Origin of the sequence: Allobosea vaviloviae, from assembly GCF_001298265.1 — a bacterium.
GTDB lineage: Bacteria > Pseudomonadota > Alphaproteobacteria > Rhizobiales > Beijerinckiaceae > Allobosea > Allobosea vaviloviae_B.
Genome location: NZ_LGSZ01000080.1, coordinates 56344 through 70007, shown reverse-complemented (window position 1 = coordinate 70007; position 13664 = coordinate 56344). Strand labels below are relative to the sequence as shown.

Genomic DNA, 13664 nt, shown 5'->3' with positions numbered 1-13664 from the left:
CGCTCAGCCGGCGACGAGATCGGCGGCCAACTGCCCGCGAATCAGTGTCGCGAGGTTCTTCGCGGCACGGATCTGTGCGTCGCGAGCGGCGCGGACGGTGGCGAAGCGCTGCACGGAGCGCTCATAGGGCGCCCGGACGACATTGGTCCCGGAGGACACGACCTTGCCGGAGCGAACGTCGGTCAGCGTCCAGGTTGCCGTGGCGACGAGAATGGCCGAATCGGCGCGGCCATTGGCATAGTCCACGGTAACGACCTCGAGCGCCTCGGCGACCTTGGCATCGAGCCTGAGACGCTTGGTCAGGTCGGGCTCGCCGCCGCCGTCGAGCTCGAAGACCAGCTCGTTGCGCAGGTAGTGGCCGATCAACCCCTTGATCTCGGGAATATCGACCTCTTTCATCGCCGTCCTGACACTGCCGCCGGTCACGCTCGCGGTATTCTCGGCGTAGAGAGGCTGCAGACATCCGCCTGCCAGCGCTGCCATACCCATCACCGCGACCAGCATTGCGCGGCGGCTTTGACGGGCGTCGCGGTTTCCGGCTTCAGACGACGACATTCACGATTCTCCCGGGCACGACGATGATCTTCCGGATCTCGCGGCCGTCAAGCGCCCTGGCGACGATCTCCGACGCCCTCACGAGCGCCTCCACCGCCACCGTATCCGCATCCGCGGGTACGGTCACCTCCGCGCGCTTCTTGCCGTTGACCTGCACCGGCAGGACGATGCTGTCATCCTTGAGCAGGGAGGCCTCGGCATCGGGCCAGGCGGCTTCGCCAACGAGGCCTGGCTGGCCGAGCGCCTGCCAGCATTCCTCGGCCAGATGGGGCATCATCGGGGCGACGAGCTGCGTCGCGATCACGCCGGCTTCATGCAGGGCAAAGGCGACGTCCGTCGCCAATGCTGCGCTTTCCGCCGCGGCGTCCAGCGCTTTTCCGATGGCATTGGTCAGCGTGTAGACATGGGCGATGCAGCGGTTGAAGCCGAGGCGCTCGATGTCGTTGCCGACGGCATCGAGCGCGCGATGGCTGGCTTTGCGCAGGGTATCGGCCGCTTCGCCGAAGCCTTCGGGCCGGGGCGTCGCGTTGCCGGTGCGCTCGGCGATCTCGCCCAGGAGCCGCCAGAAGCGCTGGACGAAGCGCGCAGCACCCTGCACGCCCTCATCGGTCCAGATCACGTCGCGATCCGGCGGCGAATCGGAGAGCATGAACCAGCGTGCGGTGTCGGCGCCGTAGGAGGCGATGATGTCGTCGGGATCGACGACGTTCTTCTTCGATTTCGACATCTTCTCGATCGCGCCGATCTCGATCGGTGCGCCGGTGTCGACGTGGAAACCCTTGCGGTCGGCTCCAGCGCCCTCAATGCGGACGTCGCCGGGCTCGATCCAGTCGCCGTTCGCCTCACGATAGGTCTCGTGGACCACCATGCCCTGCGTGAACATGCCCTCGAAAGGCTCGTCCAGCCCGATATGACCGGTCGCCTTCATGGCGCGGGTGAAGAAGCGCGAATAGAGCAGGTGCAGGATCGCGTGCTCGACGCCGCCAATATACTGGTCGACGGGCAGGAAGCGGTCGACGACGGGACGATCGGTGGGGCTCTGCGTCCGCCAGGGATCGGTGAAGCGGGCGAAGTACCAGGACGAGTCGACGAAAGTGTCCATCGTGTCGGTTTCGCGCCGGGCCTGGCCGCCGCACTGCGGACAGGCGACATGCTTCCAGCTCGGGTGATGGTCGAGCGGGTTGCCCGGCTTGTCAAAGGAGACGTCGTCGGGCAGCTTCACCGGCAGATCGGCGTCGGGAACCGGGACCGTGCCGCAATCGGCGCAGTGGATCACCGGGATCGGGCAGCCCCAGTAGCGCTGGCGCGAGACGCCCCAGTCGCGCAGCCGGAAATTGACCTTGCGGGCGCCGACCGGGCGGTTGCCGCGCGTCTCCGCTTCCAGCCGGCGGACAACCTCTTCTTTCGCCTCCGGAATGGTCATGCCGTCGAGGAAGCGGGAATTGATCATGCGGCCGTCATCGACATAGGCCGTGTCGGTAATCACGAAGCTCGCCGGATCGACGCCTTCGGGGGCAACGACCGGGGTATTACCCAGGCCATACTTGTTCACGAAGTCAAGGTCGCGCTGGTCGTGGGCCGGGCAGCCGAAGATCGCGCCGGTGCCGTAGTCCATCAGGATGAAATTGGCGACATAGACCGGCAAAGTCCATGAGGGATCAAAGGGATGCGCGACGCGCAGGCCCGTGTCGAAGCCTAGTTTCTCGGCCTTGTCGATGTTCTCCTGGGCCGTTCCGGTGCGCTTGCAGTCCTCGATAAAGGCCTGCAGGGCAGGACTCTGCGCGGCGACCATTCTGGCGACGGGATGATCGGGGGCGATGCCGAGAAACTTCGCGCCGAACAGCGTGTCGGGCCGGGTCGTGTAAACCTCGATCTCGTCGGCCTCGACCGCCTTCGATTCGAGAGCGAAACGAATCAGCAGCCCTTCCGAGCGGCCGATCCAGTTCTTCTGCATCAGGCGGACCTTGTCGGGCCAGCGGGTCAGGCCCTCCAGCGCGTCATGCAGCTCCTGGCCATAAGCCGTGATCTTGAAGAACCACTGCGTCAGCTCGCGGATTTCGACGGGTGCGCCGGAGCGCCAGCCCTTGCCGTCGATGACCTGCTCGTTGGCGAGCACGGTTTCGTCGACCGGATCCCAGTTGACCTTGGCCGTCTTGCGGTCGACCAGCCCGGCCTTGAGGAAGTCCAGGAACATCTTCTGCTGGTGGCGATAATAGGAGGGGTCGCAGGTCGCCAGTTCCCGGCTCCAGTCGAGCGACAGGCCCATCGACTGCAGCTGCGTCCGCATCGACGCGATATTGGCATAGGTCCATTCGCGCGGATGGACGTTCTTGGCCTTGGCGGCGTTCTCGGCGGGAAGTCCGAAGGCATCCCAGCCCATCGGATGCAGCACGGCGAAACCCTTGGCCCGCTTGTAGCGCGCGACCACGTCACCCATCGCATAATTGCGGACATGGCCCATATGGATGCGCCCCGACGGATAGGGGAACATCTCGAGGACGTAATAGCTCGGCCGTGGATCGTCGTTGCGCGTCTCGAAGAGCTTGCGCTCCTCCCAGACGGCACGCCATTTCGGCTCGGATTCCTTGGGATTGTAGCGTTCGACGGCCATGATTGCGGGCTATTCTTGCATGATCGGATGGGGCCGGACGAGATCCGAATCCGTCTCTCGTCCAAGAGATTAGCGCATGATGGTGTCCGAAAACCGGTTCCCACTTTTCGGCATCATGCTCTAGGACACCATTGCGTGCACGTGGTCAACGTCGGCCCAGGCATGAAGGGATACGAGATGAGCGATACGGTGACGCGATTGGCCCAGACGCAGGCGGCAATCGCCCGCGCGGCACGCGATTTCGAGCGCGAGCCGGATTCGGTGACGCTGATCGCGGTGTCCAAGACGATGCCGGCGGACGCGATCCTGCCGGTTCTGGAGGCAGGGCAGCGCGTCTTCGGAGAGAACTATGTCCAGGAGGCCAAGGCCAAGTGGCCGGGGCTCAAGGAACGCTTCCCCGACGCGCAGGTGCATATGATCGGGCCGCTTCAGTCCAACAAGGCCAGAGAGGCGGTCGAACTGTTCGACGCGATCCACTCGCTCGACCGCGAAAGCCTCGCCAAGGAGCTGGCGCGCGAGATCGGCCGCAGCGGCAAGGCGCCGACGCTGTTCGTGCAGGTCAATACCGGCGACGAGCCGCAGAAGGGTGGCGTCAGCCCAAGCGAGATCGACGCCTTCCTCGAGAGCTGCCGCGTCCATCACGGTCTGGTGATCGAGGGGCTGATGTGCATTCCCCCAGCCGAGGATCCGCCTTCGCCGCATTTCGCCCTGCTGGCCAAGATTGCGTCGAAGCACGGCCTGCGCGGCCTGTCGATGGGCATGAGCGCCGATTACGAGGCGGCCATCCAGCTCGGCGCGACGCATGTGCGCGTCGGCAGCGCGATCTTTGGCGCGCGCGGGTAAGTCAGCCGACGCGTATCACGCAGCGCCGCGCCAGCCGGGGCAGCACCTTGGCGAAGACGTGGCCCTCGACCGCGACGCAGCCGGCGGTCGGCGTGAAGCCCGGGCGGGCCAGGTGCCAGAAGATCGCGCTGCCGCGGCCGCGAATCACAGGCGCATCGTTCCAGCCGAGTTCGACGACGATGTCGTAGAGATGGTCGTCGCGGGTCAGCCGTTCCTCGGCTTCGCCCGGCGGGCGGTCGATCAGGCGGTTGTAGCGGCGATCGGACACGTCGTCGCACCAGGCGTCGCGTGAACGAATCGCACGCGTCGGCAGAAGCGTGCGCGGCCGGCCGATCCGGTCAGCCCGAAACAGCACGCTGCGCAGCGGCAGGGCGGCGCGCGGCGTTCGGCCATCGCCCTCGCGCTTTAGCGTAGCGATCCCCGAGCGGCCCAGCGCGCAAGGAAAGGCGGCGCCGCCGGCGAGCAGAAAGCCCTTCCGCGGGTCACGGACCGAGGCGAAGACACGGAGTCTGCGCAGCGGCGGGGGGCCGGCATGATCCGGGCGCGGCGCCCGATTCTCACGTTTTCTCACGGCAATTCCATAGGGCGTGACTTGCGGTCGCGATTCAGCGGGCTCATTGTGATCCGTCATTTCTCGTGCGAACGATGTTTCATGCCCGCCGTCCATCATATCCTTCTGGTCGATGACGACCAGACCCTGCGAGAGGCGCTGGCCGAACAGCTTGCCCTTTATGAAGAATTCAAGCTGTCGACAGCAGGAACCGCGACGGCCGCCGTCAAGGCGGTCCAGGGGGATCGCATCGATCTTGCGATCATGGATGTCGGCCTGCCGGACATGGACGGGCGCGAAGCGGTCAAGCTGATGCGCAAGAACGGTTTCAAGAGCCCAGTGATCATGCTGACGGGCCAGGGCTCCGACGCCGACACCGTGCTCGGTCTGGAAGCCGGGGCCAACGACTATGTCGTGAAGCCGTTCAAGTTCGCCGTGCTGCTGGCAAGGATCCGCGCGCATCTGCGGCAATACGAGGCGAGCGAGGACGCCGTCTTTCAGGTTGGACCCTACACGTTCCACCCGGGGTCGAAGCTTCTGGTCAGCGAGAAAGGCTCGAAGACCAAGCTCACCGAGAAGGAAACCGCGATTCTGCGCTTTCTCTACCGTGCCGGCCGCAAGCCGATCGCGCGCGAGGTCCTGCTGCAGGAGGTCTGGGGCTATAACAGCCAGGTCACCACTCACACGCTCGAAACGCATATCTACCGGCTGCGCCAGAAGATCGAGCCTGATCCGGGTCACGCCCGGCTGCTCGTGACCGACGCCGGCGGCTACCGGCTCAACCCCTAAACCCGTGGCACTCGACGACGATATCGCCCTCTTGGCCCGGCAACCTTTGCTGGGCCTGATGGAACGCGATGCGCTGAGGCTCGTCGCCTTCGCGGCGGAGAGCCGTATCCTGCGTGCGGGCGACATCCTCTTTCGAATCGGTGAGCCGTCGGATGGCGGTGTGCTGGTCATCTCGGGCACGATCGCCCTGACAAGTCGGGAAGACGGGCAGCCGGCCGAAGAAGTTGCCGGGGCCGGTGCGTTGATCGGCGAGATGGCGCTCTTCACCTCTGTCGCACGCCAGGCCACGGCGATCGCCCGCGAGCCGACCCAGGTGATGCGGCTGTCGCGCAGCGTCATGCGCCGCGTGCTCGCGGAGTCTCCGGCCTCGGCACAGGCCGTGGCGACTGCGATCAGCGACAGGCTGCGCGGTTTCGTCGACGAGTTGACGGCGGTCCAGCACGCGCTGACTGCGATCGACGCAGTCCGCTGACGGCGCCAGTCGCCGGTCAGCCGTCCGTCACAGCTCCAAGGTCACCGTCACCGGCACATGGTCCGAGGGGCGCTCCCAGCCCCGGGCCTCACGCAGAAAGGTAACATCGCGCAGGGCCGGCGTCAGTGCGTCGGAGAGCCAGATATGGTCGAGCCGGCGGCCCCGGTTCGAGAGCTCCCAATCGGCGGCGCGGTAACTCCACCAGCTGTAGAGCTTCTCAGGCTCCGGCCGCAGCGTGCGCGCCGCATCGGTCCAGCCGAGCTCGGAGCGCAGCCTCTCCAGCGTCTGGGTCTCGATCGGCGTGTGGCTGACCACGTCGAGGAGCTGCTTGTGGCTCCAGACATCGTGCTCGTAGGGGGCGATGTTGAGGTCGCCGAGCAGGATGGCGGGCCGGTCCGTTGGCCGCTTCGCGATGCCCCAGGCGCCGATCTCGTCGAGAAAGGCGAGCTTATGCGCGAACTTCTCGTTTTTCTCGGGGTCGGGAATATCGCCGCCGGCGGGAATGTAGAAATTGTGGATCGCAATGCCGGCAGCGGCTCCTGCGCCGGTGTCCAGCACGGCTGTCATGTGGCGGGCGTCGTTGCGGCCACACATCGCCATGGCGTCCTTCTCGCTGAAGGGCAGCTTCGAGACGATGGCGACGCCGTTATAGCCCTTCTGGCCGATGAAGGCCTGATGGACGTAGCCGGCCTTTTCAAAGGCCTTTCCCGGAAACTGCTCGTCGGGCGTCTTGGTTTCCTGCAGGCAGAGGATATCGGGTGCGTGCGCGGCCAGGAAATCCGTGACCATGCCGATCCGCAGCCTGACCGAGTTGATGTTCCAGCTTGTGACGGTGAGTTGCACGCAAAGCGGTTCCGGCGAAAGGGAGCCGGAAACTGGTTTGCTGGCGCGCAAAAGGCAAGCCGTTTCAGGCGGCTTGCGGAGCGATGCCCGTGTCAGGGACCGTCAAAGCTTGCGCTGATAGTCGATCACGAAGTTCTTCGCGTCGGGGCGTCGCTGGGTGTCGAGATTGTAGAGCGCGACTGAGGTCTCGTAGCCCTGCGGGTCGATTACCACCCATTGCTTCAGGACGTTGGCGACCAGGTCGAATTTCAGCGTGATTTTCGAGGTCCCGCCCAGCGTCGAACGGTCCTCGAGGCGCACCGACAGGACATCGCCATCGACGCCAGCGCCGGTGATGGTGCCGTCACGGGCGAGATCCATCTTTTCGCGCACGAGGAATTTCAGCGGCGTTTGCCCGAGCGAGTAGATGTCCTGCGTCGCCAGCTTCTTGTCGCGAACCGCGACGGAGGTGCCATCCGCAATGACCTCGATCGTCGCCGGAGGCTCGTATTCGAAGCGCATCTTGCCGGGGCGTTGGATGTAGATCCGACCTTCAAGGCGGCGCCCATTGGCGGCGAACTGGATGAAGTTGCCCTGCAGAGATGAGAAGCTGTTGAGATAGGTATTGAGCCGCTCGATCGCTTCTTCCTGCGTCGCTGGTGCGCCGGCCTTGGCGCGCGCTGGTGTCGCGGCGGGACGTGCGGCTTCCGCCACGGCGCTTCCGGCCGACGACGATGCCGGCTGCACGGCAGCGGCTTCGGCCACGCGCGGCAGGCCGAGACCCGGAGGCCGGCTTGGCGGCAGGGGCAGCGGGCGCGCGACGGCGGGCCTCGCCACAGCCGGCTTGGACGGCTGCAGTTGCAGCGGTTGCGCTGTCAGCGAGGCAGGCAGGGCTGCGCAGCCCAGCAGAGCCACCAGGGCAATTTTGGCCCGACGCGTCGGGAGCGATGTCATGAGCAGGTCTGCTCCATTCCTGTGTCGCCGCAATCCTCCGCAACGACCGGACACATGTGTTGCGCATTCTTCCGCTGCCGGCATGGCGCGCGGCAGCTCAACGCTACGGGTGTGCGAGAGGTTGCAGCACCCTGATGGCAATTTGAGGACCGAGGCCGGCAACCGCAAGGGCCGACTCGCCTGAAGCCGCTCAATCCTCGTCTTCCCTGGCGCGGCCGGTCTCGACGAGGATGTCGCGTTTGCCGGCGTGGTTGGCGGGTCCGACGATGCCTTCGTTCTCCATCCGCTCCATGATCGAGGCGGCGCGGTTGTAGCCGATCTGGAGGCGGCGCTGGATGTAGGAGGTCGAGGCCTTCTTGTCGCGCAGGACCACCGCCACCGCCTGGTCGTAAGGATCCTCGCTCTCGGCCTGGCCCATGCCGGTCTTGTCGAAGACCGCGCCATCCTCGCCCTCCTCGGGCGCCGCATCTTCCTCGGAGGTGACCGCGTCGAGGTACTGAGGCCGGCCTTGCGTCTTGAGATGGGCCACGACCTTCTCGACCTCGCCATCGCTGACGAAGGGGCCGTGGACGCGGGTGATGCGACCGCCGCCGGCCATGTAGAGCATGTCGCCCTGGCCCAGAAGCTGCTCGGCGCCCATCTCGCCCAGGATCGTGCGCGAGTCGATCTTGCTGGTGACCTGGAAGGAGATCCGCGTCGGGAAGTTCGCCTTGATCGTGCCGGTGATGACGTCGACCGACGGCCTCTGCGTCGCCAGCACGACATGGATGCCCGCGGCGCGTGCCATCTGGGCCAGACGCTGGATCGTGCCCTCGATCTCCTTGCCGGCGACCATCATCAAATCGGCCATCTCGTCGACGATCACCACGATATAGGGCAGAGGCTCGAGGTCCATGACCTCCTCCTCATAGACAGCCTCGCCGGAATGCCGGTCGAAGCCGGTCTGGACCGTGCGGGTGATGACCTCGCCGGCGGCCTTGGCCTCGACCACCCGCGCATTGAAGCCGTCGATGTTGCGCACCGAGAGCTTCGACATCTTCTTGTAGCGCTCCTCCATCTCGCGCACCGCCCATTTCAGGGCCACGACCGCCTTCTTCGGGTCGGTGACGACGGGGGTGAGCAGATGGGGAATGCCGTCATAAACCGACAATTCGAGCATCTTGGGATCGACCATGATCAGCCGGCACTGCTCCGGGGTGAGCCGGTAGAGCAGCGACAGGATCATGGTGTTGATCGCCACCGATTTGCCCGAGCCGGTGGTGCCGGCGACGAGCAGATGCGGCATCTTGGCGAGATCGACGATCACCGGCTCGCCGCCGATGGTCTTGCCAAGCCCCAGCGCGAGCTTGTGCTTGGAGCTCTCGAAATCCTGGCTCGCCAGAAGCTCGCGCAGGAACACCGTCTCGCGGCGGGCATTGGGCAGTTCGATGCCGATCGCGTTCTTGCCGGGGATCACCGCCACGCGCGCCGAAATCGCGCTCATGGAGCGGGCGATGTCGTCGGCCAGCGAAATCACCCGCGAGGATTTGGTGCCCGGCGCGGGCTCGAGCTCGTACAGCGTCACGACAGGGCCGGGGCGCACCTGCGTGATCTCGCCGCGCACGCCGAAATCCTCGAGCACGCCTTCGAGCAGCGTGGCGTTCTGCTCCAGCGCGTCGGTCGAGATCGCATTGGCCGGTAGCTTCTTGGGCTCGCCGAGATAGGTCAGCGGCGGCAGTTCGAACGCGTCGCGATCGAGCAGGGAGGGCTGAGCCTCCCGCTGGATGCGCTTTCCGGTCTTTGGCGCGGGCGGCGGCGGAGTGACGCGCGGCGCGTTGAGGTCGCGCAAATCCTGAGGACCGTCATCCTCGACATCGAAGGGCGGGCCGAGGTCGCGACCCGGCGTCTTTGCGGCGCGCGAAGAGGGGAGCGGCTCGGGGTCGAAGGCCGGCAGTGTCGGGCGCACAGCCTGTTCGCGACGAGGACCGTCCTGGAATTGCGGCTCGCGACGGACGCGGCCGGCTGCGGGGGCGGGTGCGCTGCCATGCTGCGATCCCTGCTGCGCGCCTTGCGTTGCCGCGGCCGGCGGTTGCGGCAGGCGACGCAGGATCGCGCCGCGCAGCGCCATCGCGCCATGAGCGAGCCAGCCGATCAGGATCACGGCGATGCCGGGCTCGTCCTCGCGGCGGTCCTCGCTCTCCGACCAAGATTCATCGGCGTCGTCGGCGTCGGCGACCGGGTCCTCGTCGCTGACGAAGCCGAAGCCCGCAGCGGCCGTGACGGCCAGGATGGCGATGCCGGCATAGAGGAAGCCGACCAGGCCGCCCAGCGCATTGCCGGCGATGCCGGCGAGATTGCGGGTGCCGAACAGAAGGCCGTCGCCGATGACGCCGCCCATGCCGGTCGGCAACGGCCAGCGCGGCGTGGCGGGCAGCGCGCTGCCGACGGCGGCCGTGGCGGCGACGCCGACGACCCAGAGGCCGAGCTTGAGCGCGCCCCTGTCGAAGAGATGGAAACGGACCAGCCGAAGCGACCAGATCACCGGCGGGAACAGCAGCGCGATGACGCCGAGCCCGATCAGCTGCATCATCAGATCGGCGATCATCGCGCCGGGCCGGCCGAGCCAGTTCCTGACGGCGCCACTGGTGGCGTTGTTGAGGCTGGGATCATCGACCGACCAAGTCGCGAGCGACAGCGCGACGGCGGCCATCAGGGCCAGCACGGCAAGCCCCGTGATCTCGCTGGCACGGCGCGACAGGAACTCCCTGATCGGGTCGGGCAGGCGGTCCATCAGCGATGAGGAGCGTCGGATCGTGCGCATGCGGAATTAAGCCGTCATCCCTGGGCTACGGGCCGCGTCGCATCGGCCATCCCCATCACGTTAGGAAGGCGAGGTTAAGACCCGCTTAACCTTGGCGCGGTCGCGGGCGCTCGCACGGGCCGGGCACGCAGCGAACGAGCCTGCCCTTGAACGAAAAATCCCCGGCGGTCGCCCGCCGGGGATTGTTTCACGTGAGACGGAAGACCTGCGTGCAATCAGTCGTGATAGGCGCGCTCGCCATGCTCGGCGATGTCGAGCCCTTCGCGCTCGGCATCGGGAGCGACGCGCAGGCCGATGATGACGTCGACGATCTTATAGAGGATCAGCGAGCCGACGCCGCTGAAGACGATCGTGAACAGCACCGCCTTGACCTGGGCGAGGAAGGCGTCACCCAGGACATAGGCGCCGACAGCCAGTTCGCCGGGCTTGGAGGTATAGTCCGGGATGCCGGCGCCGCCGAGATCGACATTGACGAGGATGCCGGTCGCCAGGGCGCCGAGGATGCCGCCGATGCAGTGGATGCCGAAGACGTCGAGCGAGTCGTCGTAGCCGAGCGCGTTCTTCACCGTCGAGCAGAAGATGAAGCAGACGATGCCGGCGACGAGGCCGAGCACGATGCAGCCCATCGGGCCGCCGAAACCAGCAGCGGGAGTGACCGCGACGAGACCGGCGACGGCACCCGAGACCATGCCGAGCATCGAGGGCTTGCCCTTGATCGCCCATTCGACGAAGAGCCAGGCGACCGCCGCCGCCGCCGTGGCGACGAAGGTGTTGACCATGGCGAGCGCGGCCGTGCCGTTGGCTTCCAGGTTGGAGCCGGCGTTGAAGCCGAACCAGCCGACCCAGAGCAGGGCGCCGCCGATGAGGGTCATCGTCAGTGAGTGCGGGGCCATCAGCTCCTTGCCGTAGCCGATGCGCTTGCCGAGCAGAATGCAGCCGACGAGACCGGCAATGCCTGCGTTGATGTGAACCACCGTGCCGCCGGCGAAGTCGAGCGCGCCCCATTTGAAGAGCATGCCGGCATCGGCGTTGACGGCGTCGAGCGCCGCCTGGGCTGCGACCTTGCCGTCAGCACCGGCATCGGCGAGCGCCTTGGCGGCGTTGCCGACGAGATCGGGGCCGCCCCAGTACCAGACCATATGGGCCATCGGGAAGTAGATGAAGGTGACCCAGAGCACCGTGAAGAGCAGCAGCGCCGAGAACTTCATGCGCTCCGCGAAGGCACCGACGATCAGCGCCGGCGTGATGCAGGCGAAGGTCATCTGGAAAGCCATGTAGAGGAATTCGGGGATGACGACGCCGTTCGAGAAGGTCGCTGCCGTCGTCGTCGCATCCACGCCCCTGAGGAACGCCTTGGAGAAGCCGCCGACATAGTCGTTCAGGCCGCCGCCATTGGTGAAGGCGAGCGAATAGCCATAGGTCACCCAGAGCAGCACGACGATGCTGGTGATGGCGAAGACCTGCGTCAGGACCGAGAGCATGTTCTTGCTGCGGACCAGGCCACCGTAGAACAGGGCCAGGCCGGGAATGGTCATGAGCAGGACCAATACGGTCGAGCTCATCATGAAGGCGACGTCACCCTTGTTGGGCACGGGGGCTGGGGTCGCGGCTGGGGTTTGCGCGAGCGCGGCGCCGGTGGCCGCTGCAAGCGCCAGTCCGACAAGCCCGGCCCGGTTAAGGCTCTTGAAATTCATTGTTGGAAACTCCTGACAGAAAGATCTGGGCTCAGAGGGCGTCGCCGTCGGTCTCGCCGGTGCGGATGCGCACGGCTTTCTCGATGGACGAGACGAAAATCTTGCCGTCACCGATCTGGCCGGTGCGGGCGGCTGCCGTGATCGCCTCGATCACCTTGCCGACGAGCTCGTCGGACACGGCGACCTCGATCTTGATCTTCGGCAGGAAGCTCACGGCGTATTCGGCGCCGCGATAGATCTCCGTATGGCCCTTCTGGCGGCCATAGCCTTTCACCTCGGTCACGGTCAGGCCATGCACGCCGATGGCGGTGAGCCCGTCGCGCACCTCCTCCAGCTTGAACGGCTTGATGATAGCCATCACGATCTTCATCTGAAGGGTTTCCCCGTTTACGCCGCCCGGAAGTCAGCCCCGGCGATCTCGTTGCGCTTCGCGCGCCGTGTTGAGCCGCAGCGCGTCGTCCGGACGCAATTCAAAGCGCGTGCCAACTGCCCCGGCGGGACGCGGGGTTCCTGCAATAATTCGAATCGCCGCCATGCCTGTGATTCCGGCACAGGCAGTTTGCCCAGCGCGTGTGCGTCTGATGAAAACTTTAGCTTGTGCCTGAAAAGTGATCAGTCGCGATCGGGGCGCGGCCGGATCAGGCCTTCCTGGGCGACCGACGCCACCAGCCGACCCTGCCGATCGAAGACCAGCCCGCGCGAAAAGCCGCGCGCGCCCGAGGTCGAGGGGCTGTCCTGCGCGTAGAGCAGCCATTCGTCGGCGCGGAAGGGCCGGTGGAACCAGAGCGCATGATCGAGGCTGGCGGCCTGGATCTTCTCGTCGAAGACGGTGGTGCCATGGGCGATCAGGCTGGAATCGAGCAGCATCAGATCCGAGGCATAGGCGAGCACGGCCTGGTGGATCGCGGGATCGTCGGGCAAGGGCTGGATCGCCCTGATCCAGACATGGAATTTCGGCTCGCGCGACCCGGTACGGTCGCCATAGCGCTCAAATTCCACGGGTCGGATCTCGATGGGCCGTTCGCGCTGGTAATAGGCGCGCACCGCCTTGGGCATGTTGGGCAGGACGCTGCGGTTCATCGCCTCCCGGTCGGGCAGATCCTCCGGCATCGGCACATCGGGCATCGGCATCTGGTGCTCGTAGCCGGGCTCCTCCACCTGAAAGGACGCGGACATGGCGAAGATCGCCTCGCCCTTCTGGATCGCGAGCACGCGCCGCGTGGTGAAGGAGCGTCCGTCGCGCAGGCGGTCGACCTCGTAGATGATCGGGATTTCGGGGTCGCCGCCCAGCAGGAAATAGGCATGCAGGGAATGGGGCTGGCGACCTTCGACCGTCTTGCAGGCGGCATAGAGCGATTGCGCGATGACCTGTCCGCCGAAGACGCGCGGCCAGCCGACCTTGGGGCTGCGACCTCGGAACAGATTGCGTTCGAGCGGCTCGAGGTCGAGGATCGACATCAGGGAGTCGCTGATCTGGGACATGGTCTTGCACGCTCTGAAGGCAGGCGGGTTGACGGTTTCGCCGGCTTTGGGACTAGAGGATCGGGGACTAGAGGATCGGCCGGCCGTTGCGC

The 13664-nt window shown here is 66.0% G+C and carries 12 protein-coding genes; 3 read left to right on the top strand and 9 right to left on the bottom strand.

What is annotated here, in order from left to right; genetic code table 11:
* Window positions 1–3 precede the first annotated feature (3 nt).
* Window positions 4–555 (bottom strand): LPS assembly lipoprotein LptE, encoded by a 552-nt coding sequence (lptE, locus tag AE618_RS25195; protein WP_082365571.1) that lies wholly within the window; start codon window positions 553–555, stop codon window positions 4–6.
* Entirely contained in the window at window positions 542–3166 is a 2625-nt protein-coding gene (gene leuS / locus AE618_RS25190; RefSeq protein ID WP_054211822.1) for a leucine--tRNA ligase, read from the bottom strand. Before leuS ends, lptE begins: the two co-directional genes overlap by 14 nt.
* Before the next feature lie 177 nt (window positions 3167–3343).
* Here leuS and AE618_RS25185 point away from each other — a divergent pair, with 177 nt between their 5' ends.
* Complete coding sequence (locus AE618_RS25185; RefSeq protein WP_082365577.1) at window positions 3344–4009, top strand: YggS family pyridoxal phosphate-dependent enzyme; 666 nt, start codon at window positions 3344–3346, stop codon at window positions 4007–4009.
* A 1-nt stretch (window position 4010) separates the two neighbouring features.
* On the opposite strand, the gene AE618_RS25180 is transcribed toward AE618_RS25185, so the two are convergent.
* Window positions 4011–4679 carry a L,D-transpeptidase family protein gene (locus AE618_RS25180; RefSeq protein ID WP_248311019.1) on the bottom strand — a complete coding sequence of 223 codons (669 nt, stop codon included), beginning with the start codon at window positions 4677–4679 and terminating at the stop codon, window positions 4011–4013.
* On the opposite strand from AE618_RS25180, the gene AE618_RS25175 reads away from it, so the two are divergent.
* Window positions 4662–5348 carry a response regulator transcription factor gene (locus AE618_RS25175; protein ID WP_054211821.1) on the top strand — a complete coding sequence of 229 codons (687 nt, stop codon included), beginning with the start codon at window positions 4662–4664 and terminating at the stop codon, window positions 5346–5348. The two genes, AE618_RS25180 and AE618_RS25175, sit on opposite strands and share 18 nt — an antisense overlap.
* 31 nt (window positions 5349–5379) lie before the next feature.
* On the top strand, window positions 5380–5820 hold the full coding sequence (locus AE618_RS25170; RefSeq protein WP_248311018.1) for a cyclic nucleotide-binding domain-containing protein: 441 nt from the start codon (window positions 5380–5382) through the stop codon (window positions 5818–5820).
* A gap of 27 nt (window positions 5821–5847) precedes the next feature.
* Here the strand turns inward: AE618_RS25170 and xth are convergent, their stop codons facing one another.
* From xth to tesB, 6 genes are all read right to left on the bottom strand, one after another.
* Window positions 5848–6663 (bottom strand): exodeoxyribonuclease III, encoded by an 816-nt coding sequence (xth, locus tag AE618_RS25165; RefSeq protein WP_054211819.1) that lies wholly within the window; start codon window positions 6661–6663, stop codon window positions 5848–5850.
* Window positions 6664–6765: 102 nt separating this feature from the next.
* Window positions 6766–7764, bottom strand: coding sequence for a LolA family protein (locus tag AE618_RS25160; RefSeq protein WP_156330487.1), 999 nt, complete (start codon window positions 7762–7764; stop codon window positions 6766–6768).
* A 22-nt stretch (window positions 7765–7786) separates the two neighbouring features.
* Window positions 7787–10396 (bottom strand): FtsK/SpoIIIE family DNA translocase, encoded by a 2610-nt coding sequence (locus tag AE618_RS25155; protein WP_054211817.1) that lies wholly within the window; start codon window positions 10394–10396, stop codon window positions 7787–7789.
* Window positions 10397–10611: 215 nt separating this feature from the next.
* Window positions 10612–12090 (bottom strand): ammonium transporter, encoded by a 1479-nt coding sequence (locus AE618_RS25150; protein ID WP_054211816.1) that lies wholly within the window; start codon window positions 12088–12090, stop codon window positions 10612–10614.
* A gap of 31 nt (window positions 12091–12121) precedes the next feature.
* Entirely contained in the window at window positions 12122–12460 is a 339-nt protein-coding gene (locus AE618_RS25145; RefSeq protein WP_054141588.1) for a P-II family nitrogen regulator, read from the bottom strand.
* Window positions 12461–12702: 242 nt separating this feature from the next.
* A complete protein-coding gene (tesB, locus tag AE618_RS25140; protein ID WP_054211815.1) occupies window positions 12703–13572 on the bottom strand; it encodes an acyl-CoA thioesterase II in 870 nt (289 codons plus the stop codon).
* Between the last annotated feature and the right edge of the window lie 92 nt (window positions 13573–13664).

What these genes read in the sequence shown, in the direction of transcription:
- AE618_RS25185 (WP_082365577.1), top strand. Translation starts at nt 3,344, where the DNA reads ATGAGCGATACGGTGACGCGATTGGCCCAGACGCAGGCGGCAATCGCC.
- AE618_RS25155 (WP_054211817.1), bottom strand. Translation starts at nt 10,396, where the DNA reads ATGCGCACGATCCGACGCTCCTCATCGCTGATGGACCGCCTGCCCGAC.
- lptE (WP_082365571.1), bottom strand. Translation starts at nt 555, where the DNA reads ATGTCGTCGTCTGAAGCCGGAAACCGCGACGCCCGTCAAAGCCGCCGC.
- AE618_RS25150 (WP_054211816.1), bottom strand. Translation starts at nt 12,090, where the DNA reads ATGAATTTCAAGAGCCTTAACCGGGCCGGGCTTGTCGGACTGGCGCTT.
- AE618_RS25145 (WP_054141588.1), bottom strand. Translation starts at nt 12,460, where the DNA reads ATGAAGATCGTGATGGCTATCATCAAGCCGTTCAAGCTGGAGGAGGTG.
- AE618_RS25180 (WP_248311019.1), bottom strand. Translation starts at nt 4,679, where the DNA reads ATGATGGACGGCGGGCATGAAACATCGTTCGCACGAGAAATGACGGAT.
- AE618_RS25175 (WP_054211821.1), top strand. Translation starts at nt 4,662, where the DNA reads ATGCCCGCCGTCCATCATATCCTTCTGGTCGATGACGACCAGACCCTG.
- leuS (WP_054211822.1), bottom strand. Translation starts at nt 3,166, where the DNA reads ATGGCCGTCGAACGCTACAATCCCAAGGAATCCGAGCCGAAATGGCGT.
- tesB (WP_054211815.1), bottom strand. Translation starts at nt 13,572, where the DNA reads ATGTCCCAGATCAGCGACTCCCTGATGTCGATCCTCGACCTCGAGCCG.